We start from the raw sequence: 22,994 nt of genomic DNA on the forward strand, positions 1-22,994 counted from the left end.
GCGTCACCCGAACACACTCGCATCTCGCAGGGCCGGAATCTGACGTAAGAATGTAAGGATGCGCATCACCGAAGCCGCCCGGCGGCTGGGCATGTCCCCTCGAATGCTCCGATACCGCGAAGCCCTCGGCCTGCTGCCCCCCGTGCGTGAGCAGGGAGCGCACCGCCGCTTCGGCCCCGAGGAGCTGTCCGCGGTGGCGCAGGGAGTGGAGCTGGAGAAGCGGTTCGACGTGTCCCCCGCCGAGCTGGCCTTCGCCGTGCGGGTGCTGAGCGACCCCGTCGTGGCCGCCGCCGTGCGCGATCTCGGCGTACGGATCGGCCGCATCCAGGCGCCCCGCCGGGCCCTCGACTTCGAGAAGGAGAAAGCGCTGCGCCTGCTGCGAACCTCCGCTCCCCGCCAGGCGTCCAAACGGTCGTGAAAGAGCTGCTGATCGCCACCGTGCTCGCCGTCTCTCCGCCGCCCGCGGCCGAGGTGAAGGTCTATTTCTCCAAGGGGTTCGACATCCCCGGCAAGGTGGTCGCGGTGACCAGGAAGGCGCCCGACCGGGGCGTCGCCAGATTCGCCGTCGAGCAACTGATCGCCGGGCCGACCAGGGCCGAGCGGCGCAGGGGGCTGCACTCGGAGCTGACCGGCCGGCTGCGCGGCAGGTCCGACTGCGGCGGGGCCGACTTCACCGTCAAGATCAAGAGAGGCGTGGCCACGCTGCGCTTCTGCCGCACGGTCTGGGGCAACGGAGTGGGCTCCGACGCGCGGGTGCTGCACATGATCGACACCACGCTGAAGCAGTTCGGGACCGTACGGAAGGTCGTCACGCTGGACAAGGACGGCCGCTGCCTGTTCGACCAGACCGATGCCGGCACGTCCTGCCTGACCGGGCACGAATGACACGCGGCTCCGCACCGCGAACATGACACGCGGCTCCGCACCGCGGAACATGACACGCGGCTCTTTCGCCGCGACCGAGCCCGGCCGTCGTCAGGCGGCCGCGACCGTCAGGTCTTGGCGCGTGAACGGTCGAGGTCGGGCTCCAGGTAGATGACCCGGGCGATCGGCACGGCCTCGCGGATGCGGCGCTCGGCCTCGTCGATGCCCCGGGCGACCTCGGCCGCGGTGTCGTCGTGAGACACCGCGATCTTGGCGGCCACCAGCAGCTCCTCGGGCCCCAGGTGCAGCGTGCGCATGTGGATCACGCGCTCGACCTCGTCGGCCGCCTCGAGAGCGGCGCGGATGTCGGTCTCCATCTGCGGGGTGGCGCCCTCGCCCACCAGCAGCGACTTGGTCTCGATGGCCAGCACGACCGCGATCACCGCGAGCAGCACGCCGATCATCAGGGTGCCGATGCCGTCCCAGACGCCGTCGCCGGTCACGACCGCCATCGTCACGCCGAACAGCGCGAAGAACAGACCCAGCAGGGCTCCGAGGTCCTCCAGCAGGATGACCGGCAGCTCCGGCGACTTGGACCGGCGGATGAAGGAGGTCCACGACTGCGTGCCGCGCACCGCGTTGGACTCCTTGATCGCCGTGCGGAACGAGAACGACTCCGCGATGATCGCGAAGATCAGCACCGCGAAGGCCCAGATCGGCGCCTCCACCTGGTGCGGGTCGGCGATCTTGTGCACACCCTCGTAGAGCGAGAAGGCCGCGCCGATCGTGAACAGCACGACGGCCACCACGAAGGCGTAGAAGTAGCGCTCACGGCCGTAGCCGAACGGGTGCTCCCTGGTGCGCGCCCGCTGGGCCCGCTTGCCACCGATCAGCAGCAGCAACTGGTTGCCCGAGTCGGCGACGGAGTGGATGCCCTCGGCCAGCATCGACGATGACCCGGTGAAGAACGCCGCCACGAACTTCGCCACCGCGATGGACATGTTCGCGACCAGGGCCGCGATGATCGCTTTGGTACCGCCGCTCGCACTCACCGGCGCTCCCCACTCATCAGCATTAAAGGCATGAAAACGGATCCTATTGCGAAATCCTGGCCTTCAGTTCTGTGATCGTCGCCACCGGGGTCGGGTCGATCCCATAGCCGAGCGCCAGGTAGGTGCTCGCGTAGTCGCCGAGCCCGATCAACGTCGCCACGCGCCGCAACGGATGGGCGCCCTCGCCCGCGAGCTCGGTGACCGGCACGTCTCGGTCGCGCGCGAGGCGTACGGACACCTCGCGGCGCCGGGTCACCTGCGGGTGCTCGTCGACGTCGCGCAGCATCACCAGCCTGAGCGACTGGGCCGGAGTGTCGGCGAAGAGGTCGCGCTGGGCGAGCGGCCCGTCGAAGGCGACCACCTGGTTGTGGTTGGCCTCGGGCAGCTCGCCGAAGATCGCGGGATACTTGGCGTTCTCGCCGAGCTGGCAGGCCAGCCGGTAGCCGGCGGCCGAGGCGAGCGGCGAGCTGCCCCAGATCATCGGCACGCTTCCGGCCAGCTCCATGGCCAGCGTCTTGCCGGGGTTGACGAACGACTCGCTGGACGGTCGGCACTGGTGGGCGATGTCCTCGAGCGCCTTGGCGACGTCCTCGAACAGCGCGGCGTCGGCCTGCACCAGGCCGAGCGAGGCGGCGGCCACGATCAGCGGAACCGTCGCCAGCCAGAGGTTGGCCCTCGGCTGACCGCTGACGGGCAGGGGAACGTAGAGGGCCGAGGACTGCGTGGCCACCGCCTCCAGCGGCGAGCCCGCGCCGCCCACGGCCAGCAGCGAACAGCCGCGCCGCACCGCCTCGGCGGCCACGGAGAGCGTCTCCTCGGTGCGGCCCGAGCAGGAGACCGCGATGACCAGGTCGGTGGCGCCGACCCAGCCGGGCAGCTGGTAGGAGCGCAGGGTCACGATCGGCATCGGGGCGCCCCTGCCGCAGACCGCGGCCAGGATGTCGCCGCCGATCGCCGAACCGCCCATGCCGGCGACCACGATCGCCCGCGGGCGGCCCTGCGCCGCCAGGCGGTCGACGCCCGCCTCGAGCGCGATCCGGTGGCCGGTGCGTACCTGGGCCGCCGAGGTGGCGACCGCGAGCAGCATGCCGCCGGGGTCACCGTCGGCCAGGTGCTGCTGGTCGTCGAGCCGCTCGGGCTCCCAGATCACGGCTTCCTGGCCTCGTCGACCAGCAGGACGGGAATGTCATCCCTGACGGGATAGATCAGGCCGCACCCCGTGCAGGCCAGCTCGTCGGCCTCGCCCTCCGCACGCAGCGGCGACTTGCACGCCGGACAGGCCAGGATCTCCAGCAGCCAGTCGTCGATCTTCACACTGACACCTTTCTGACGATGGCGAGGACTTCGTCCCTGATCGCCGTCATCGTGGTCTGGTCGGCCGCCTCGGCGTTCAGCCGGAGCAGCGGCTCGGTGTTGGACGCGCGCAGGTTGAACCACCAGCCGGACCCGGTCACGGTCAGCCCGTCGAGCTCGTCGAGCCGGCCCCGGGACTCGAACGCCTCCCACACCTGCCGCAGCGCCTTGTCCTGGTCGTCGACCGTGCTGTTGATCTCGCCCGAGGCGTGGTAGCGGGAGTAGGCGCCCACCACCCGCGACAGCGGCAGGTCCTGCTCGCCGAGCGCGGCCAGCACGTGCATCGCGGCCAGCAGGCCCGAGTCGGCGAACCAGAAGTCACGGAAGTAGTAGTGGGCGGAGTGCTCGCCGCCGAAGACCGCGCCCGTGCGGGCCATCTCGGCCTTGATGAACGAGTGGCCGACCCGGGTGCGCACCGGCTCGCCGCCGTGCTCGCGGACGATCTCCGGGACCCCGAGCGAGGTGATGAGATTGTGGATGATCGTCGAACCCGGGTGTTTGGCCAGCTCGCGGACCGCCACCAGCGCGGTGACGGTCGACGGGGAGACCGACTGGCCGCGCTCGTCGACCACCCAGCAGCGGTCGGCGTCGCCGTCGAAGGCGAGGCCGAGGTCGGCGCGGGTCTCGAGGACGGCGCGCTGCAGGTCGCGCAGGTTGTCGGGCTCGATCGGGTTGGCCTCGTGGTTGGGGAAGGAGCCGTCGAGCTCGAAGTAGAGCGGGACCAGCTCGATCGGCAGCCCGTCGAAGACGGCGGGCACGGTGTGGCCGCCCATCCCGTTGCCCGCGTCGACGACCACCTTGAGCGGCCGGATGGCGGACAGGTCGACCAGAGTGCGCAGGTGATCGGCATAGCCCTGGAGCAGGTCTCGCTCGACCAGCGTGCCGGTGGGAGGCGCCGTGACGCCGATCAGCTCGGCGGCCCGGTCGCGGATCTCGATGAGGCCCGAGTCGCCGCCGATCGGCACCGCGCCCGCGCGGCACATCTTCATGCCGTTGTAGCGGGCGGGATTGTGGCTGGCCGTGAACATCACGCCGGGCAGGCCGAGGCTGCCGCTGGCGTAGTAGAGCAGGTCGGTGGAGCCGAGCCCGGCGTGCACGACGTCGGCTCCGCGCGAGCGGGCGCCGCGGATGAACGCGGCGGCCAGCGGCCCCGAGGACTCCCGCATGTCATGCGCGACCACGACCGCCTCGGCCCCGGTCACCTCCACGAAGGCCGCCCCCACGGCCTCGGCGGCCGGCTCGTCGAACTCGTCGGGCACCACACCGCGAACGTCGTAGGCCTTGAAGATCTTGGCGAGGTCGCCCACTCTCCAGCTCCGCCCCTAGGTCGGCTACGTCAGGACGAGCCTACCGGTCGCGATGTTGCTGGGCGGACCGAAGAACGCGCAGGTGACCCCGGCGGCCGACCTCGACCCCCTGCCCGACCGGCTCCGTGCCGCCTGCGGGGGTCGGCCTGGCGGCCTCTCTGACGGCGTTGGCCAGCGCCTCCAGGTCGTCGGAGCTCGGCGAGCCGCCGTCGGTGGGGAGGCGGACCACCTCCCAGCCGCGGGGAGCGGTCAGCCGCTCGGCGTGTTCGGCGCACAGGTCGTAGCAGTGTGGCTCGGCGTACGTCGCGAGAGGGCCTAGGACAGCGGTCGAGTCGGCGTATACGTACGTGAGCGTGAAGACGGCAGGCTGGCTGCAAGCGGTGCGGGAACAGCGGCGGACGGGGCTCACGGAGGGACCGTATCTGGTAAGAGTGCGGGACGCCACTACCTGAGCGCTCTTAACGAGCGTGTCGCCACAATTCGGACACCTGTCGCAGCCTTTCCACCCACATGCACCGATGCGGTCTCCCCTTAGACTTGGCAGGTGACTGAGAAGCGGGGGCCGAGGCGGCGTGACCGGCACGGCCGCGGCCTGCGGGGCCCGCTCGCGCCCTCCCATGTTCCGCTCGCCCGGTCGCGCAGCGAGCGGTTCGACGACCTGGTGCTCGACGCCGTCGACCGGCTCCGGCCCCAGTGGGGCAGGCAGTTGTCCGTGGTGGAGTTCGCGGTCGAGGAGGTGCCGCCGCTGAGCGAGTTGGGCGACGGGCCGCGGATCGGCGCCGACCCCATCCCGTTCGGCCGCGCCGTCGCGGCCCAGGGGGCCGAGCCCGCCTCGGTCGTGATCTACCGCCGCCCGCTCGAAGCCCGCGCCCGCGACCGTGACGCGTTGGGGGCCCTGGTCCACGACACCGTGGTCGAGCAGGTGGCCTCGCTGCTGGGCCTGTCACCCGAGACGGTCGACCCCGGCTACGACGACCGCCGCTAGGGCAGCACCAGCGCCGCCTGGGTCCACAGCCACGGCCCGTGCAGGGGGTCCTCGGGCTGGGCGGGCACCCGCCTGGGCGGCTCGGTCAGCCGCCACAGGCCGCCGGCGGCCGACAGGCTCATCCGCCGCGGCGACGGCTGTGAGTCCAGGGCCGCCGCCCGGCGCGCGACTCCAGGCTGATGATCAGGCGCGCCCACCGTACATGCGAAAAAGGGTCACGCGGCAGCCCGCGTGACCCTTTCGCAGATATCCCTAAACGGCCTGGCGCTTGATCCGTCTGCGCTCCCGTTCGGACAGCCCACCCCAGATGCCGAACCGCTCGTCGTGCTCGAGTGCGTATTCGAGACACTCTGCACGCACCTCGCACGATCGGCAGACCTTCTTGGCTTCTCGGGTAGAGCCGCCCTTCTCCGGGAAGAACGCTTCCGGATCAGTCTGCGCGCACAGGGCGCGCTCCTGCCATCCGAGTTCTTCAGCGTCAAGCTGATCTTGTGCGATGACCAGATCGGTCACTGCACACCTCCCTGCCGCCCGCCCGCAATGGAGCCCCCCATGGACGCCTTCCTTACTACCCACCCACAGGAAGGCGTAACAACATGGTTGTAATTACACGCGCGTGCCGTGCGCGGCGTCAAGCGGCATGCCGGTATCCGGGGAAAGGCCAACCCTCGCCCCGGTGTGCTTGGCATGTGATGTTCGCACCCGGCCTCAGCCCTGAATCTGGCATCGGCCTGGCGTGTTCATTCGCTGTCAGCGGTCGGAACCGTACCAGGGCGGTATAGACGCCCGCCCGTGGCCCACCTTCTCTCTAGCCGTGCTTTGCCGGTCTGTTACCTGCGTGGCTCGTTGGGGGTGTATATGGCTGTGGGGTCGATCGGGTCGTCTCCGTGCCTGGCCCGCTCGCCCAGCGCGTCGCCCAGCGGCTGGTCCAACCTGACCGTGGAGTCCGGAGCGGGGTCCCAGCCGCCCGACTGGTGCTGCGGCTTGTAGGCCGGCGGCTCGTACTGACTCGGCTGCGGCTCGTACTGTCCCTGCTGGGGATGGTGCTGCTGGGGCTGCTGCGGGTGTCCGAACGGATCGTCGTACGGCCTGGCCGGCTGGCCCGAGTAGTCCGGCACGCGCAGGTCGGGCGACGCGCCCGCCAGCGAGTGCTGGTACGTCTCGGCCTGCTGGTAGGCGTCCAGGAGCTGCTGGGAGCGCGGGTCCACCGGCGGGTCCGGCTCCTGGTAGGCCGGCGTCGCGTACTCCTGTCCCGAGTAGCCGGTGAAGGGCTGGCCGCCCTGCACGGGCCGGGACTCGAACTCGCCCGGCGGGTACGGCACGCTGGGGGCCGTCTCGGCGGCGGGATAGGCGGGGTCGGCTTGGGCGTTGAAGGCGTTCGGGTGGCCACCCGGCGTCCCGAACCCGCCGTTGTCCTGGGGCGACGCGTAGAGACCGCGGCCGTCGGCCGGCGCGTAGGAGTTCGGCTGGGAGTTCGGCTGGGGGTTCGGCTGGGGGTTCGCCTGTCCGTAGACACCGGGCTGCGAGTCCGTCGCGGGCGCGTAGGAGTGTGCCTGGGAGTCGGGCGCCGGGGCGTAGGAGTTCGCCTGGCCGTAGGCGTTGGGCTGGCTGTCCGCGGGGACATAGGGGGCCGGCTGGTAGCCGCTGTTGGGAAGGGTCTCCGACGGGGTGTACGCGTGGGCGGGATTGGTCTGCCCGGAGCCCTGCTGGTCACCCTGGCGCTGGTCACCCTGGCCGAACGAGGACGCCTGCGGGTCGCTCTGGCCGTAGGACGCCCCCTGCGGGCCGTAACCCTGACCCGGCGACGGGCCGGTCTGACCGTAGCCACGCTGATCCACCTGGCCGAACGAGGAATCCGGCTGGCCCGACGACGAGCCATGCTGACCGAACGAAGAGTCCGCCTGCCCCAACGACGAACCGGACTGACCGAGCGGGGATCCGGACTGGCCGTAACCCGGCTGATCCTGCTGACCCGACGAGGAGCCGTACTGACCCGAATCGGACTGGCCGTAGCCCTGCGCCGGATCCGACTGGCCGTAGCCCTGCGGCGCGGGCTGGCCCGAGGTCGTCCCCTGCGAGCCGTAACCCTGACCCAGCGACGGGTCGGTCTGACCGTAGCCACGCTGGTCGCCCTGGCCGGACGAGGAATCCGGCTGGCCCGACGACGAACCATGCTGACCGAACGAAGAGTCCACCTGCCCCAACGACGAACCAGGCTGACCGAGCGGGGATCCGGACTGGCCGTAACCCGGCTGATCCTGCTGACCCGACGAGGAGCCGTACTGGCCCGAATCGGACTGGCCGTAGCCCTGCGGCGTGGGGCCCGAGGTCGGGCCTTGCTGGCCGTAACCCTGACCCGGTGCCGGGTCGGTCTGACCGTGGCCCTGGGAGTCCGGCTGGTTGAAGGGGAGGTCCTGCGGGGGGTTGTGCCGGTCGGCGGGAGCGGCGGGCAACGCCGCCCTGGGCTGGGCGACGGGCGGAGACTGCTGGTAGGGCTCCTGCTGCCCGTAGGCGGCCGGGCCGGGCTGGGGGTAGGGCTGCTGGTCGGGCAGGGGGCCGTCGGGGTGGCCACCGAAGCTCGGCGGCTGCCGGCCGTAGCCGGGCTGCTGAGCGTACGGGACGGGACCCTGACCGGGAGGCTGCTGCTCGTAACCCGGCTGCTGTCCGTACGCCGGCGGCTGCTCGTAACCCGGCTGTTCGTAACCCGGCTGTTCGTGACCAGGCTGCTGCCCGTAGGGCAGTGGGCCCTGGCTCGGCGGCTGGTGCCCGTAACCGGACTGCGGGCCGTACGCGGGGGCGGCGTGAGGCGGCTGGCCGTGGCTCTGCGGGTAATCGTAGGAGGGCCGTTCGGGCAGGACCTGGGGCAGCAGGTAGACCAGGGCCACGGCGGTCAGCGCGAGGAGGGGCACCCCGGTGAGCAGGAACTCCACCAGCGACCGGGCACTGCCGCCGGAGAAGAGGCCGAGCAGGAGCGACAGGGCGCCGAACACCGTGGCGAGGCCGAGCGCCCCGGTCGCGACGTGGGTGATGGGCTTGGCCTTGGACGAGGGCGGGCCGACCTTGGTGACCAGCAGGACGGATCCGAGGAGGAGCGCGGTCGTGACGGGGCTGGTGAGGCTGCCGAAGCCGGCGGCGGCGCGGTCGGCGATGGACAGGTCGGCGCCGATCGTGCCCGACGAGCCGATCAGCACCCGGCCGACGGCCAGCAGCACGTTCAGTCCGCCGGCCGCGAGCATCAGCCAGGCGGCCGGCTCTCTCAGCCGGGCAACGTCAAATTTGCTCACAACTACCCCCATCAACCCTTTAGCCCGAAGGGAGTTTGCCACATCACCGACTTTCTCGGCGGAAGTCCCGTGAACCTCTTCAACCCCAAAAGCAGCAGTTCGACCGCTATGACGGGTTTTTTGGCGGTAAAGCTGACTCCCGAGACGGGCCTGTCGGAGGCCGATGGAAGACTGGGCCGCATGCACATCGTCTCCCTCGCAGGGGGCATCGGCGGCGCCCGCTTCCTGCGTGGCCTGCGCGCGACCGCACCCGACGCCCAGATCACCGTGATCGGCAACACAGGCGACGACATCACCCTGTTCGGCCTGCGCGTCTGCCCCGACCTCGACACGGTCATGTACACCCTCGGCCACGGCATCGACGAGGAGCAGGGCTGGGGCCGCGCCAAGGAGTCCCACGTCGTCAAGGAGGAGCTGGCGGCCTACGGGGTCGAGCCGCAGTGGTTCGGGCTGGGCGACCGCGACTTCGCCACCCACATCGTCCGCTCGCAGATGCTGGAGGCCGGCTACCCGCTGTCGCAGATCACGCAGGCGCTGTGCGCGCGCTGGCAGCCCGGTGTCCGGTTGCTGCCGATGTCCGACGACCGCTGCGAGACCCACGTGGTGATCAGCGACGAGCAGGGCCGCCGCGCCGTCCACTTCCAGGAATGGTGGGTGCGCCTGCGCGCCTCGGTCCCCGCCGAGTCGATCGCCCTGGTCGGCGTCGACACCGCCAGGCCCGCCCCCGGCGTGCTGGAGGCCATCGAGGAGGCCGACGTGGTGATCCTGCCGCCGTCCAACCCGGTGGTGAGCATCGGCACGATCCTGCAGGTCCCGGGCATCCGTGACGCCCTGCTGCCCAAGACCGTCGTGGGCGTCTCCCCCATCGTCGGCGGCGCCCCGGTGCGCGGCATGGCCGACGCCTGTCTCACGGCCATCGGCGTCGAGACCACGGCCCAGGCGGTGCTCGGCCTCTACGGCGCCGACCTGGTCGACGGCTGGCTGGTGGCGCCCGAAGACGCCGGAGTGGCCCTCGACGGCGTCCGCGTGGTCGCCAGGCCCATCATCATGCACGACACCGACGCGGCCGCCGACATCGCCCGCACGGCCCTCGACCTCGCCCAGGAGCTCGCCCGATGACCCCCGACGCCGTCCCCGCAGCCGCCACGCCGTCTCCCGGCGGGAGCGTCGAGGTGATACCCGTGCCCGGCATCGGCGAGGTGCGGCCCGGCGACGACGTGGCCGCCCTCCTGAAGGACGCCGGTCTGCGCGAGGGCGACATCGTCGTCGTCACCTCCAAGATCGTCAGCAAGGCCGAGGGCCGCGTCCGGCGGGCCCCCGACCGCGCAGCGGCGATCGAGGAGGAGACCGAGCGGGTGGTCGCCAGGCGCGGCGACACCGTGATCTCCCAGACCCGCCACGGCTTCGTGATGGCCGCGGCCGGGGTCGACGCCTCCAACACCGAGCCCGGCACCGTCCTGCTGCTTCCCGAGGACCCCGATGCCTCGGCCCGGCGCATCCGGGCGGGCCTGCCCGCGGGCGTCGGCGTGATCGTCTCCGACACGTTCGGCCGCCCGTGGCGCCATGGCCTGACCGACGTGGCCATCGGCGTGGCGGGGGTGACGCCGCTCGACGACCTCCGCGGCGCCACCGACACCCACGGCAACCCGCTCAGCGCCACCGTGACCGCGCTGGCCGACGAGATCGCCTCGGCCGCCGAGCTGGTCAAGGGCAAGCTCGCCGGCGTCCCGGTCGCGATCGTGCGGGGCCTCGCCCACCTGGTCACGGCCGGCGACGGCCCAGGCGTCAGGCCGCTGCTCCGGCCGGCCGACGAGGACATGTTCCGCTACGGCTCGCGCGACGTGGTGTTCGCCCGCCGTACGATCCGGGAGTTCTCCGCCGAGCCCGTCGACCCCGGCGCGGTGCGGCGGGCGGTGGCGGCGGGCATCGCGGCTCCGGCGCCCCACCACACGACCCCGTGGCGGTTCGTCCTGGTCGAGTCGGCCGCGACCCGGCTGAAGCTGGTCGACGCCATGCGCGACGCCTGGATCACCGACCTGCGCGGTGACGGCTTCACCGAGGAGTCGATCGTCAAGCGGGTCAGGCGCGGCGACGTGCTGCGCAACGCGCCCTACCTGGTGGTGCCCTGCCTGGTGATGGAGGGCTCCCACACCTACCGCGACGAGCGGCGCAACGCGGCGGAGCGCGAGATGTTCGTGGTGGCGACCGGTGCGGGAGTCGAGAACTTCCTCGTCCAGCTCGCGGTCGAGGGTCTCGGCTCGGCGTGGGTGTCGTCCACGATGTTCTGCCGCCCGGTGGTCCGCGAGGTGCTCGACCTGCCCGGGTCGTGGGATCCGATGGGCTGCGTCGCGGTGGGCCACGCCGCCGCCCCGCCCCGCGACCGGGCTCCCCGCGACCCCGGCGACTTCATCCTGACTCGTTGACACGGGAGTCGCGACGCGGTCAAGAGCCATTTACCGTTAGGAAACTTTCCTTTACATTAGGGTGATCCCCCCATGTAGAGGAGCATTCGCATGCGAAGAACGCTCACGTTACTCGCCGTGGCGGTGGTTGCCATGGCCACCACGGTGTTCGTCGCGCAGCCCGCGCTGGCCCATGGCTACGTCAACTCGCCGCCCAGCCGGCAGGCTCTCTGCGCGCAGGGCCGGGTGGCCGACTGCGGTGACATCATCTACGAGCCGCAGAGCGTGGAAGGCCCCAAGGGCCAGCGCAACTGCCACGGCGGCGTCGCCCGCTTCGCCCAGCTCAGCGACGAGAGCAAGCCCTGGCCCGCGACCTCGGTCGGCACCACGGTGACCTTCAACTGGACCCTCACGGCCCGCCACGCCACCAGCACGTGGGAGTACTACATCGGCGGCACCCGGGTGGCGTCGTTCGACGACGGAGGCCGGCAACCGGCCGCGACGGTCTCCCACACGGTGAACCTGTCCGGCTTCTCCGGCAGGCAGAAGGTCCTCGCGATCTGGAACATCGCCGACACGGTCAACGCCTTCTACGCCTGCGTCGACCTGCAGATCGGCGGCGGCGGGACACCGACCCCCACCCCGACACCGACGCCCACCCCGACTCCCACTCCCACGCCCACGCCCACCCCGACCTCCACCCCTGGAGGCACCTGGAAGGCCGGCACCGCCTACGCGGTCGGCTCCCAGGTGACCTACGGCGGCCTGACCTACCGGTGCATCCAGGCGCACACCGCCCTCACCGGCTGGGAGCCGCCGAACGTCCCGGCGCTCTGGCAACGCCTCTAGAACCAGCCTCTAGAACCAGCCTCTGGAACCGGTCACTGGAAGCCGGCTCCGGAAGCCGACCTCCGGAACCCACCGGCGACGTGAGGGGGCGTCGGCCCCCTCACGTCGTCGGCTTGCAGGTGGGGTGGCACAGGCGGCGCGCCAGTGCCGCGAGGAAGACGTCGATGATCTCGTCCGGCTCCTGGGCGACGTGCAGGGAGCCGTTGGTGGCGGTCGTGATCTTGGTCAGGCTGTCCCGGTCGACGCCGGCGCCGAACGCGATGACGACGATCTGGACGGGCCGGTCCGGGTCCCACTCGGCCTCCAGCCTGTCGAGCAGGGGCTGGAGCTTGACGCCGCGGCCGTCGTCCTTGCCCGCGGTGATCACCAGGAGTGTGTTGTTCATCTCCTCGCGGTATTCGCTGGAGACCTCGCGGAAACCGCTCAGGATCGAGTCGTAGAGCGAGCTGTCCAGGCGGGGATGCGCGGTGATCGTGGAGGTCAGCTGGTTGAGCACGCCCCGCCGGACGACCTGACCGGTCTCCGGGCGGTTGATCGGGCCGAGCCCCACCCACTGCCGGTAGTCCCTGATCCGGCCGACCCTCTCGGCGAACTCCCACAACCCCATGTGCGTGGACTCGGGGAAGAGCTGGAGGCCGATCTTGGCCGCCTCCAGCGCGACGCCCACCCGGGTGGTGCCCTTCATGGGCTCGGCCATGTGCTTGGAGGTGTCGGCCAGCACCAGGATGTTGGTCGGCGGCGCCAGCCTGCTCCAGGCGCGCAGCGCCTCGTCGATGTCCTCGGGAGAGACGGAGGAACGCGTCTTCGGCGTCTCGGCCGGGATCTGCGGCCCCGGCGAGATCGGGCCCTGCAGGCCGTCGCCCGACCTGAACCCGGCCCGCCGCACCATGTCCTGGGCCTCCGCCCCGCCCAGCCAGTCGGCGAAGATCGTCGACGCCTCGGCCACCACCGGGTCGCCGGCCGTCACCACGTACGGATAGTCGAGGTTGATCGTGCCCTCACGCGGATGCAGCGCCACGACCGGATCCGGCGAGGGCCGCTGGTTGTGCGCCCACACCGACTGCTCCGGCACGATCACGACCGGACGCCGCCAGAACGTGTGGTCGTCCACGGCGGTCAGCATGCTGCGATAGTCGGGCGCCGAGCCGGCCTGGGCCCAGCGCACGAACGCGGTCAGCGCCTTGTCCGCCTCCGGCCCGGTGCCCACGACGTCACGGGCGGCGGCGACCGTGGCGATGCCCGCGCCGGCCAGCGACGGGTCGGGCACGCGTACGACGTCAGGCTCGCTCTCGTTGGGCGTGAGCCGCCCCCGCACGGTCGACGGGAAGACCATCCGCCAGTTCATCTCCGTCTTGCCGACCGAGAAGCGCTGCGCCAGCGAGGCCCGGGTGGCGAACACCAGCGGCGAGGTGGCCACCACGCTCTCGCCCGCCGGCAGCGCGCTCGCGCCCTGCTTGCGAGCCAGCCGGATCCAGGCCGAGGAGTCGGCGATCCAGCCGTCCGGCCGCTCGCGCAGCACGCCCGCCCGGTCGCCGATCAGCGTGCGCAGCACCGTGGCCGGCGGCTGCTCGGTGACCTGGACGAGCACGCACCGGCCGCCGGTCGTGGCCTTGGTCTCGTTGAAGCGGGCGGCGGCCTCCATCGCCACCGGCGCCACGTCGACCGCGGCGGCCACACTGACCAGAACAGGCTCTCGCGTGGTGCACAGCGCGCCACCGCCGCCGAACACGACCACGAGCGTGCCCGCGACGACGGCCACGACGGTGAGCCCGGCCAGCATGCCTCGCTGGAGTGCCTTCCTTCGCCGCACCTCGGGACTTAAGGCGGCGCGGTGTCGACCCAACCGCACGGTGAACCTCTCTCCAGGGGAGTGACGATTCTTCCAGCGACTCCCGCACAGGGCGCAAGTGCAAGCTAGAACATGTTATATCTACGCCATCGGCAGGACCCTGCGCACGCTCTGGCAGACGCCGTCGCTCGCCTCGGAGGCGGCCAGGCGTTCCGCGCTCGGCCGGCCGTACCCGGTGGTGCGCTGCGTGACCGGCCGGCCGCTGAGCTCGACCATCTCACGGAGCTCGCTGATCGTCTTGTACGAGCCGTTCTCCGACCCGGCCATCCGGCTGATCGTCTCCTCCATGAGCGTGCCGCCCAGGTCGTTCACCCCGCCCTGGAGCACCTGGCGGCACAGGTCGTCGCCGAGCTTGACCCAGGAGCACTGGATGTTGGCGATCGCGCCGTGCAGCAGGATCCGGGCCAGGGCGTGCACCGCCCGGTTCTCCCGCGCCGTGGGGCCCGGCCGGGCGACGCCCGCCAGGTAGATCGGCGCGCTGGTGTGCACGAACGGCAGCAGCACGAACTCCGAGAACCCGCCGGTCTCCTCCTGTAGCCGTCTGATCAGCTTGATGTGCCTGACCCAGTGCAGGTGGGTGTCGACGTGGCCGTACATCATCGTGGACGTGGTCGGCAGGCCCAGCCGGTGGGCGGTGGTGATGACGTCGATCCACTCCTTGGTGGGCAGCTTGCCCTTGGTGAGCACCCACCGCACGTCGTCGTCCAGGATCTCCGCGGCCGTCCCCGGCAGGGAGTCGAGCCCGGCCTCCTTCGCGGCGAGCAGCCACTCCTCGATCGACAGGTCGGTACGGGTGGCGCCGTTGATGACCTCCATCGGGGAGAAGGCGTGCACGTGCATGTCGGGGGTCCTGGCCTTGACCGCCCTGGCGATGTCGAAGTAGGCGGTGCCGGGGAGGTCGGGGTGGATGCCGCCCTGCATGCACACCTCGGTCGCGCCCGCCCGCCAGGCCTCCTCGGCGCGGTCGGCCACCTGGTCGAGGCTCAGCGTGTAGGCGTCGGCGTCGGTGCGGCGCTGGGCGAACGCGCAGAACCGGCAGCCGGTGTAGCAGACGTTGGTGAAGTTGATGTTCCGGTTGACCACGTAGGTGACGTCGTCGCCGGCGGCCTGCCTGCGGTACTCGTCGGCGATGCCGGCCAGCTCCTCCAGCGCCTCACCCTCGGCCGACAGCAGCGCCACGGCCTCGGCGTCGGTGAGCCCGGCGGGGTCGCTCTCGGCCCTGCGCAGCGCCTGGCGCACCTCGGCGGGCGTGCTCGCGGTGGCGTTCCCGTGGGCGGCGGGGTCCAGGCGGTCGCGAAGGGCGTCCCAGTCGCCGTAGACGTGGTCGAAGTCGTCACGGCGGTCGGCGGTGCGCCCCGAGGTGTCGACCTCGACGTGCAGGTCCACCCGCCCGGAGGAGGTGAAGCCGCCGTCCGGCTCCTGCCACGGCCGCCCTTCGAGCACGGCGTCCTCCCGGGCCAGCCCGGTGGCGGGGTCGGCCAGGGCCCGGACGTGGCCGAACAGCCGGGGGTCCAGCCAGGGCTCGCCGGCCAGCACGTACTCGGGGTAGATGGTGAGCCGTTCGCGGAGCCGGAACCCGGCGGCGTCGGTCCGGGCGGCCAGGTCGTCGATCTGCGGCCAGGGGCGCTCGGGGTTGACGTGGTCGGGCGTCAGCGGCGACACCCCGCCCCAGTCGTCGATCCCGGCGCGGATCATCAGCTCGTACTCGGAGTCCACCAGGTTGGGCGGCGCCTGCAGGCGCGTCCGCGGCCCGAGCACCAGCCGGGCCACCGCGATCGTGGCGGCCAGCTCCTGCAGGTCGGCGTCGGGCAGGCCGCGCATGGCGGTGTCGGGCTTGGCGCGGAAGTTCTGGACGATGACCTCCTGGACGCCGTTGTACTCGCGCGCCACCCGCCTGATCGCGAAGATCGACTCGGCCCGGTCCTCGACGGTCTCGCCGATGCCGATCAGGATCCCGGTCGTGAACGGCACGTTGGAGCGCCCGGCGTCCTCCAGCACGCGCAGGCGCACCTCCGGGTCCTTGTCCGGCGAGCCGTAGTGCGGCTGTCCCTTCTCCTCGAACAGCCGCCGCGACGTGGTCTCCAGCATCATCCCCATCGACGGAGCCACGGGCTTCAGCCGCTGCAGGTCACGCCAGCCGAGCACACCCGGGTTGAGGTGCGGCAGCAGCCCGGTCTCCTCCAGCACCCTGATCGCCATCGCCCGGACATAGGAGAGCGTGTCGTCGTAGCCGTGCGCGTCGAGCCACTCCCGCGCCTGGTGCCAGCGGTCCTCCGGCCGGTCCCCCAGCGTGAACAACGCCTCCTTGCATCCCATCGCGGCGCCCTGGCGGGCGATCTCCAGCACCTCGTCGGGGCTCAGGAAGGGCGCCTCCAGCTTGTGCGGGGCGGTGGCGAACGTGCAGTAGCCGCACCGGTCGCGGCACAACCTGGTCAGCGGGATGAACACCTTGCGGCTGTAGGTGATCACGCCTTCCCGCCCGGCCGCCGCGAGGCCGGCGTCCCGCACCCGGGAGGCGTGGTCGAGAAGCGTGTCCAGGTGCGCGCCACGGGCGTGCAGCAGCACGGTCGCCTCGGTGACGTCGAGGGTCTTCCCGTCACGCGCGCGGGCGAGCGCGCGACGGAGCGCGGAATCACTGACGAGACTCATGTACGGAACACTACGTGTGTCTGAATTCGCCGCTCGCACTCAGGGGGCTGCCGTCAGAAGGCGCGGTAGTCTCGCGCGGGCATCCTGGGCCCGCGCGCGGGAGGCCGCAGCCCGGTGAGCGTGATGAGGATCGTGGCCCGGTGGCGGTGCCCCTGGTAGGGCTCCAGCAGCCGCAGCATCCCCGGGTCGTCGGTCTTCTCGCCCGTCAGCGCGTAGCCGACGATCGTGGCCAGGTGGAAGTCGCCCACGCTGACGGCGTCGGGGTCGCCGAGGGCGCGCTGCCGCACCTCGGCCGAGGTCCACACGCCGATCCCGGGCAGCGCCCGCAGCAGCCGGTCGAGCTCCTCGGTGGTGCCGGCCGCCTCCAGCTTGGCGGCGTGCCAGGCGGCGGTGGCGATGGTCCTGGCGCGTACGGCCTCGGCCCCCGCCCGGTGCCAGTGCCAGGAGGGGATCTGCCGCCACACGGCCGCCTCGGGGATCACCCGCATGCCCTCCGGGGCGGGACCGGGGGCGGGTTCGCCGTAGCGGTGCAGCAGCCACCGCCAGGCCCGCCACGCCTCGCGGCCGACGACCTTCTGCTCCAGCACGGCCGGCACCAGGGCCTCCATGACCCGCCCGGTCCTGCCGATCCGCAGCCCCGCGTGCTTTCTGGCCACATCGGCCAGCACCTCGTGCCTGACCCGGAACCCCGAAACGTCGTCGTCGGCCCCGAGCATCACCGGCAGCGTCTCCAGCAGCCAGCCGGCTCCCGGCCCCCACGCCTGCCCGTGCACGGCCCCGGCCGCCGCGCTCACCCTGAGAGTGCCCGGCCCGTCGGGAGTGCGGGAGGTGCGCCACACGGCCCCGTCGAGGGTCCTGCGCCAGGCGGGGTCACCGGAGCCGCGCCGGTGCGGGCTCAGCGCGAGCTCCACGTCCAGCGGCCCCTCGGGCACCCACCTGCGCTCCATCACGAGTCCAGTGTGCCCGGTCTCCGGGCCGGGATCAGACGTCGCTGGAGTAGCGGATGGCGCACTCGGGCAGCTCGACGCCCGGCCAGAGGCGCACCCCGGCCTGCAGCTCGTTGCCCGGCCCCACCACCGCGCCGTCGCCGATCACCGCGTCGCGCACCACGGCGCCCGAGCACACGCGCGCGCCGACGCCGACCACGGAGTCGGCCACGATGGCGCCGGCGTGGACCACGCTGCCGTCGCAGAGCACGCTGCCCGAGACCACGGCCCCGGCCTCGACCACGACCCCGGAGCCCACCGCCGAGCCGCCGTGCACCTTGGCCTCCGGCGAGACGGCCGCGCCGTCGAGCGCCAGGAACTCCCCCGGCGGGCCGGGCAGCGCCGGGGAGCCGAGGCGGCCCAGGACCAGGTCGCGGGAGCCGCGGACGAAGGCGGCCGGGGTGCCGACGTCGAGCCAGTAGGTGCGGTCGGCGTAGCCCAGGACCAGCTCGCCCGACTCGATGAGCCCCGGGAACGTCTCCCTCTCCACCGAGACGACCTCACCGCGCGGGATCCGGTCGATGACCGAGCGGGTGAAGACGTAGCAACCGGCGTTGATCCGGTTGGTCACCGGGTTGGGGGTCTTCTCCAGGAAGGCCGTCACCCGGCCGTCGTCGTCGGTGGGGACGCAGCCGAACCGGGAGGGGTCGTCGACCTCGGTGAGGTGCAGCGTGACCGCCGCGTCGCGGCTGAGGTGAGTGCGCACCTGGTCGCCGATGTCGTGACCGGACAGGATGTCGCCGTTGAGGATCAGCACGGGGTCGGACGGTGCCGAGGTGAGCGCCTCGGCGGCGTTGCGGATGGCGCCGCCCGTGCCGAGCGGCGTCTCTTCGGTCATGTACTCGAGGGAGAGCCCGAACGCCTCCCCGTCACCGAAGACGGGTTCGAACATCGAGGCTTTGTACGACGTCGCGAAGACGATCCGGCGCACCCCGAACGAGCGGGCACGGGCCAGTTGGTGTGCCAGGAACGGCACTCCGGCGGTCGGCAACAGGGGTTTGGGCGTGCCCAGTGTCAGCGGACGCAGGCGGGTGCCCTGCCCTCCGACCAGGAGGATCGCCTCGAGGGCCGGCAGTGAGCTCTCCATCATCCCGGTGAGGCTACCGAACTATTCGATGGCGCGTTGATAGGAGCTGAGATGTGCTTCGACCGACGCTTCCCAGGTGAACTCGCGGGCTCTGGCGAGGCCCGCCTCCTGCAGCCGGCGGCGCCTTTCGGGAGAGGCCAGCAGCTGCCCGAGCGCGGCCGCGATGCTGTCGGCGTCGGGCTCGGTGTAGGCCACGGCGTCGCCGCCCACCTCGGGCAGCGACGTGCGGTGGGTGGTCAGCACCGGTGCCCCGCAGGCCATGGCCTCCAGCACCGGCAGCCCGAACCCCTCGCCACGCGACGGGAACGCCACCACGACGGCGCCGCCGAGGAACCCGGCCAGGTCGGGCACCCCGAGGTAGCCGGGGCGCACCACCTTGACCGTGGCCTCCACCTCGCGGCAGGCGGCGTCGACGTCGTCCTCGTGCACGCCGCCGCCGAGCACCAGCGCGGGCGGCTCGTCGAGGTTCTTGACGGCGGCGGCGAAACCGCGGATCAGGTTGGGGACGTTCTTGCGCGGGTCGAGCGCACCGAGGAAGGCGACGTACGGCTGGCCGCGCAGGCCGCACCTCTCGGCCGAGCGCCGCTTCTCCAGCTCGGTGGGCGGGTGGAACAGCTTCTGGTCGACGCCGTGGTAGGCGACGTCGATGCGGGTCGGGTCGGCGGCGAGGACGCGCACCAGCTCTTCCCTGGTCGCCTTGGACGGCACGATGACCCGGTTGGCGTGACGGACCGCGGTGCGGGTGGCCGACCGGAAGAACGAGGCCTTGACCGCGCTGTGCTGCTCCGGCTCGGTGAACCAGGTGACGTCGTGCACGGTCACCACCGTGGGCAGGCCGGAGCGGAGCGGGATCGAGTAGTAGGGGGCATGGATGACCTGGGCGCCGGACTGGCGGGCGAGCAGTGGCACGCCGGTCTGCTCCCAGGCGAGCCGGGCGGCCCGGTTGGTGATCGCGACCGGTCCCGGCATGATGCGGGCCGAGGGCGCCAGCCGTCCGTATTTGCCGGCGTCGGCCCGCTGGCAGACCACCACGAGGTCGGCTCCCGCGCGGTCGAGCCCGGCGACCAGCCCGTCCACATATCTGATCAGTGCGCCACGGTCCGCGGGGACCGCCGCCGCGTCGACGAGCACTCGAGGCATTACGTAGATCTTCTCCCCTCAAGATCAACGTGGGATCCGACGTCCCCCTCCGGGTTCAGCCTACGACCAGCCTCCCCCAAATCGTGGCTCAAATCACCCATGACGGCGACGAGCCGCGATCCCGGCCAAACCAGCGCAGATCAGGTCACCGATGATGATGACGATGCGAGAGCAGAGGGCGATCGCGATCGCCGGGCCGCTGTTGAGCACGGGTGACAGCACGGCCACCATGGCCACCTCGCGCACCCCTGCTCCGGCGGGCACCACGAAGGTCATGATGCCCAGGCACCACGACAGCGCGAACGCCCCGATGGCGAAGATCAGGCCCCCCTGCGGGAAGACGAAGTAGAGGTGCAGCCCGTAGCAGACCCAACCGGCCAGCGCCCAGCCGAGCGCGGTCAGCATGCCGCGCCGGGTGAGCGGGCGCTCCAGCGGCTCGCGCTTGAGCCGGCGCAGGCCGAAGCCGATGAGGCCGTTGATCACCTTGGGTTCGAGCAGCACCAGCAGCACGGGGATGAGCAGCAGCAGCCAGCCGTAGCGGTCCCAGCCGAGCGTGACCAGCGTGACGAGCAGCCCGCTGGCCAGCTGGATCGGCATCATCAGGAAGAACGCCGCCGCGCTGCGAGATCGGGGCACGCCCAGGTCGCGGCCCATCTCCATCTGCGCGATCACCGGCCACACGGCTCCAGGGATGTATTTGCCGAGCTGGCCCACGAAGAACACCTTGGTCGCGGGACGGAACGGCAACGGCGAGCCGAGGTCGGCCAGCAGGGTGCGCCAGGTGAGCATGGCGCCGAGCAGCGCGGCGATGACGGCGCCGAGCGACGCGGCGAGCATCGGCGCGCTCAGCCGGGCGAACCCCGCCAGCACGGCGTCCCACTGCGACGCCACGGCCCACCCGCCGAACCCCAGCGCGACGGCGAGGAACCCGAGCCGCACCGCCGTGCGCACGAGAGACCGCTCACGCCCCGGCGACGGCACCGCTCCGGACACCGCGTCCTCCCCGCCGAAGGCCGCCTTCGACGCGCCACCGCCCGCCGTCTCGGCGCCCCCCGCCCGGCCGGGACCACCCGCCGTCTCGGCGTCCCTCGCCTGGCCGGGACCGCCCGGCGTGCCGGAGGCGTTCACAGTGGGCGGACCCGCTCGGGCGGCTGCGGGAGCGCGGCGCCCGCCGGAGCCCGCGGCGTCTTCGTCGCCACCCACAGGTAGGTGGGCACGAGCGGCAGCAGCAACCGCAGCACCGCGCGCGGAGTCCGGGCGAGCACGGTCCGCGCCAGGCGGCCGAGCGCGCCGGGGAACAGCTCGGAGCCGGCGAACCGGGTCGGCGTCGCGAGCACGGGGAACGTGTAGTCCCAGACGTGGAAGGCGCGCACCATCCGGCGCAGCCCCCGCCGGGTGCGAAAGCGCTCGTAGTAGTGGTCGGCACGACCGGAGGCGCGCACGTAGCGGTCGGCGAGCGCGGGCGGCAGGTAGGACAGGAACGGCAGCTTGTAGTGGGGCTCCATGACGCCGAGCCGGTTGCCCAGGCCCAGGTAGAGCACCCCGTGGTCCGACAGCACGCGGTGCATCTCGGCCACCACGCCGTCGGGGTCGACCACGTGCTCGTAGATGTGGTTGAACACCAGCACGTCGACCGAGCCGTCGGGGAACGGCAGCGCGGTGCCGTCGCCGCAGACGAACGCCACCCGCTCGCCGAACCGGTCGGCCGCCCTGCGCAGCCCCGGCACGTCGATGTCGATGCCGAGCGTGCGCCGGGCCCCGGCTCCGGCCAGCTCGTCGGCGATGAACCCGGCGGAGCAGCCCACGTCTCCGACGGTCAGCCCGGTGAGCGGGCCGTGGAAGTGCTCCAGCACCGCGATGATCTTCGCGGCCTTGCGCCGGCGTTTGTCCTCGTCGAGCATGGCCGACTGGAACTCGGAGTATTCGAGCTGCGCGACGCGTTCCTTACCCACGCCGCCCAACAGTACCTGCGCCGGGCGCTCCCAGCCGTCGAACCGGCGGCGGTCGCGCCCGGCGCACCCGGCCGTCAACGGGCGTCGGGCACGTCCGCGACGGCGGCCCGGATCCAGCAGGCCACCATCCGGCTCAGGAGCGAGCGGGGAGCCCCCGCCACGCCCTGGCCGAGGGTGACCGTACGTGTGACCTGGCCAGCGGCCACGCACGTGGTGGTGGCCGCGCCCAGGACGATCCAGAGGTCGTAACCGCGCGGGAGCAGCGTGACCACGTAGGTCACGTAGGTGAGCAGCACGCAGACGAACACGATCGCCCAGGAGGCGCGCGACCTCCTGGGCGACCGTCCGCGCGGCCTCCGGTCCCCGGCCGAGGTCTTCTTCCGGTCGCTACCGGACTTCCGGTCCCCGCCGAACTTCCGGTCGCTACCGAACTTCCGGCCCCCGCCGAACTTCCGGCGCCTGGCGAGCTTCTGGTCCCTGCCGCAGGCAGGCATGGTCGACGCGGTCATCGTGTTGTTCCTTTCCGCGAATACCGAAACGACGTTTGGTGGTGATGCGGTGAGTCCAGGTGGGCACCAGACACGGCACTGGTTATGGCCGTCGGCACTGGCCTGCGGAATCCCGTGGAACGCCTGTCGGCAAACAAGGGCGATTCGCGAGAGTTCCTTGTATGAGTGTGGCACCTTCGGCCCGCCTCGCGCCACATGACCGGACCGTCGAGGTTCCGCCGGTCCATGGGGAAAGCCGCGCGAATGTCAGCGGCCATTATTCGGGTGAACGCGATTTCGAGCCGGCGGACTTGACGCCGGAAAAACGAAGAGGCCCCCCGTTGCCGCGGGAGACCTCTTCTTTCCGATGCCCACCTGGACTCAACAGACAGTCGCCTCGGAATCGGGAAGGAACGGCGCCGTCTCTCACATCGAGCGACAACTCCGCCATGCCCCTGTCCGACCGCGGCCGCCGGATGACGGCCGCAAGTCGAATCGCTTTATCGTACATCTCCTTACGAGCGCGAAGGGCCCGGAACCTCTCGGACAGGTCAAAACCCCTGCTAGGAGTAGGTGTCCGCCTACGGAAGGCAGGCCGACCGGCATCCGGTTGACGGTTTATGCCCCGCTTTGATCAAGCAGCACGAGAACCCCATTCCCAATAAATCACAGCAAAACGTACTCAAACGTGACAGGACGACACGGAGCCAGGTCGGCAATCCACACGATCGCCACCCAGAGGACTCG

Annotated in this window: 22 protein-coding genes; 6 read left to right on the forward strand and 16 right to left on the reverse strand. The window is 71.5% G+C overall.

Annotated features, from left to right (window positions below):
- The first annotated feature begins 58 nt into the window (after positions 1 to 58).
- Complete coding sequence (locus AB0C16_RS18325) at positions 59 to 418, forward strand: MerR family DNA-binding transcriptional regulator (RefSeq protein WP_357684270.1); 360 nt, start codon at positions 59 to 61, stop codon at positions 416 to 418.
- Positions 415 to 885, forward strand: a complete 471-nt coding sequence (locus AB0C16_RS18330; RefSeq protein ID WP_357684271.1) for a hypothetical protein — start codon at positions 415 to 417, stop codon at positions 883 to 885. Before AB0C16_RS18325 ends, AB0C16_RS18330 begins: the two co-directional genes overlap by 4 nt.
- Before the next feature lie 107 nt (positions 886 to 992).
- Here the strand turns inward: AB0C16_RS18330 and AB0C16_RS18335 are convergent, their stop codons facing one another.
- Genes AB0C16_RS18335 through AB0C16_RS18355 form a run of 5 tightly spaced genes read right to left on the reverse strand, consistent with a single transcriptional unit; the run spans position 993 to position 4,985 of the window.
- Positions 993 to 1,916: a cation diffusion facilitator family transporter gene (locus AB0C16_RS18335; RefSeq protein ID WP_357684272.1), complete on the reverse strand. Its 924-nt coding sequence runs from the start codon at positions 1,914 to 1,916 to the stop codon at positions 993 to 995.
- Between the two features lie 43 nt (positions 1,917 to 1,959).
- Positions 1,960 to 3,066 (reverse strand): bifunctional phosphoglucose/phosphomannose isomerase, encoded by a 1,107-nt coding sequence (locus AB0C16_RS18340; protein ID WP_357684273.1) that lies wholly within the window; start codon positions 3,064 to 3,066, stop codon positions 1,960 to 1,962.
- Positions 3,063 to 3,230, reverse strand: a complete 168-nt coding sequence (locus AB0C16_RS18345; protein ID WP_357684274.1) for a Trm112 family protein — start codon at positions 3,228 to 3,230, stop codon at positions 3,063 to 3,065. The genes AB0C16_RS18340 and AB0C16_RS18345 overlap by 4 nt, the downstream gene beginning before the upstream one ends.
- On the reverse strand, positions 3,227 to 4,576 hold the full coding sequence (locus AB0C16_RS18350) for a phosphomannomutase/phosphoglucomutase (protein WP_357684276.1): 1,350 nt from the start codon (positions 4,574 to 4,576) through the stop codon (positions 3,227 to 3,229). Before AB0C16_RS18350 ends, AB0C16_RS18345 begins: the two co-directional genes overlap by 4 nt.
- A gap of 40 nt (positions 4,577 to 4,616) precedes the next feature.
- Entirely contained in the window at positions 4,617 to 4,985 is a 369-nt protein-coding gene (locus tag AB0C16_RS18355; protein WP_357684278.1) for a DUF3499 domain-containing protein, read from the reverse strand.
- A 135-nt stretch (positions 4,986 to 5,120) separates the two neighbouring features.
- Between AB0C16_RS18355 and AB0C16_RS18360 the strand changes: the two genes are divergently transcribed.
- On the forward strand, positions 5,121 to 5,561 hold the full coding sequence (locus AB0C16_RS18360) for a metallopeptidase family protein (protein ID WP_357684280.1): 441 nt from the start codon (positions 5,121 to 5,123) through the stop codon (positions 5,559 to 5,561).
- Here AB0C16_RS18360 and AB0C16_RS18365 read toward each other — a convergent pair.
- From AB0C16_RS18365 to AB0C16_RS18375, 3 genes are all read right to left on the reverse strand, one after another.
- Positions 5,558 to 5,683: a hypothetical protein gene (locus AB0C16_RS18365; protein ID WP_357684282.1), complete on the reverse strand. Its 126-nt coding sequence runs from the start codon at positions 5,681 to 5,683 to the stop codon at positions 5,558 to 5,560. The two genes, AB0C16_RS18360 and AB0C16_RS18365, sit on opposite strands and share 4 nt — an antisense overlap.
- 130 nt (positions 5,684 to 5,813) lie before the next feature.
- Positions 5,814 to 6,074 carry a WhiB family transcriptional regulator gene (locus AB0C16_RS18370; RefSeq protein WP_049564653.1) on the reverse strand — a complete coding sequence of 87 codons (261 nt, stop codon included), beginning with the start codon at positions 6,072 to 6,074 and terminating at the stop codon, positions 5,814 to 5,816.
- 317 nt (positions 6,075 to 6,391) lie between these two features.
- A complete protein-coding gene (locus tag AB0C16_RS18375) occupies positions 6,392 to 8,845 on the reverse strand; it encodes a hypothetical protein (protein WP_357684284.1) in 2,454 nt (817 codons plus the stop codon).
- A 180-nt stretch (positions 8,846 to 9,025) separates the two neighbouring features.
- Between AB0C16_RS18375 and cofD the strand changes: the two genes are divergently transcribed.
- The 3 genes from cofD (at position 9,026) to AB0C16_RS18390 (ending at position 12,096) form a co-directional block, all read left to right on the forward strand.
- Positions 9,026 to 9,964: a 2-phospho-L-lactate transferase gene (gene cofD / locus AB0C16_RS18380; RefSeq protein ID WP_357684286.1), complete on the forward strand. Its 939-nt coding sequence runs from the start codon at positions 9,026 to 9,028 to the stop codon at positions 9,962 to 9,964.
- Positions 9,961 to 11,268: a coenzyme F420-0:L-glutamate ligase gene (locus AB0C16_RS18385; RefSeq protein ID WP_357684288.1), complete on the forward strand. Its 1,308-nt coding sequence runs from the start codon at positions 9,961 to 9,963 to the stop codon at positions 11,266 to 11,268. Before cofD ends, AB0C16_RS18385 begins: the two co-directional genes overlap by 4 nt.
- A gap of 90 nt (positions 11,269 to 11,358) precedes the next feature.
- Positions 11,359 to 12,096 (forward strand): lytic polysaccharide monooxygenase, encoded by a 738-nt coding sequence (locus AB0C16_RS18390; RefSeq protein WP_357684290.1) that lies wholly within the window; start codon positions 11,359 to 11,361, stop codon positions 12,094 to 12,096.
- A 100-nt stretch (positions 12,097 to 12,196) separates the two neighbouring features.
- Here the strand turns inward: AB0C16_RS18390 and AB0C16_RS18395 are convergent, their stop codons facing one another.
- The 8 genes from AB0C16_RS18395 to AB0C16_RS18430 all read right to left on the reverse strand — a co-directional run bounded on the left by AB0C16_RS18395 (position 12,197) and on the right by AB0C16_RS18430 (position 22,268).
- Entirely contained in the window at positions 12,197 to 13,906 is a 1,710-nt protein-coding gene (locus tag AB0C16_RS18395) for a substrate-binding and VWA domain-containing protein (protein WP_357684292.1), read from the reverse strand.
- A gap of 120 nt (positions 13,907 to 14,026) precedes the next feature.
- Positions 14,027 to 16,594 (reverse strand): bifunctional FO biosynthesis protein CofGH, encoded by a 2,568-nt coding sequence (locus AB0C16_RS18400; RefSeq protein WP_357684294.1) that lies wholly within the window; start codon positions 16,592 to 16,594, stop codon positions 14,027 to 14,029.
- Positions 16,595 to 16,647: 53 nt separating this feature from the next.
- Positions 16,648 to 17,541, reverse strand: a complete 894-nt coding sequence (locus AB0C16_RS18405) for a DNA-3-methyladenine glycosylase 2 family protein (RefSeq protein ID WP_357684445.1) — start codon at positions 17,539 to 17,541, stop codon at positions 16,648 to 16,650.
- 34 nt (positions 17,542 to 17,575) lie between these two features.
- Positions 17,576 to 18,670, reverse strand: coding sequence for an NDP-sugar synthase (locus AB0C16_RS18410; RefSeq protein WP_357684296.1), 1,095 nt, complete (start codon positions 18,668 to 18,670; stop codon positions 17,576 to 17,578).
- An 18-nt stretch (positions 18,671 to 18,688) separates the two neighbouring features.
- On the reverse strand, positions 18,689 to 19,807 hold the full coding sequence (locus AB0C16_RS18415) for a glycosyltransferase family 1 protein (RefSeq protein ID WP_357684298.1): 1,119 nt from the start codon (positions 19,805 to 19,807) through the stop codon (positions 18,689 to 18,691).
- Positions 19,808 to 19,900: 93 nt separating this feature from the next.
- Positions 19,901 to 20,935 carry a lysylphosphatidylglycerol synthase transmembrane domain-containing protein gene (locus tag AB0C16_RS18420; RefSeq protein ID WP_357684300.1) on the reverse strand — a complete coding sequence of 345 codons (1,035 nt, stop codon included), beginning with the start codon at positions 20,933 to 20,935 and terminating at the stop codon, positions 19,901 to 19,903.
- Positions 20,932 to 21,759, reverse strand: coding sequence for a class I SAM-dependent methyltransferase (locus tag AB0C16_RS18425; protein ID WP_357684302.1), 828 nt, complete (start codon positions 21,757 to 21,759; stop codon positions 20,932 to 20,934). Before AB0C16_RS18425 ends, AB0C16_RS18420 begins: the two co-directional genes overlap by 4 nt.
- 74 nt (positions 21,760 to 21,833) lie before the next feature.
- The gene (locus AB0C16_RS18430) at positions 21,834 to 22,268 is read right to left on the reverse strand and encodes a hypothetical protein (RefSeq protein WP_357684304.1); all 435 of its coding nucleotides are present in this window, start codon (positions 22,266 to 22,268) and stop codon (positions 21,834 to 21,836) included.
- Positions 22,269 to 22,994: the final 726 nt, after the last annotated feature.

It is taken from the genome of Nonomuraea sp. NPDC048916, from assembly GCF_040649575.1.
Lineage (GTDB): Bacteria > Actinomycetota > Actinomycetes > Streptosporangiales > Streptosporangiaceae > Nonomuraea.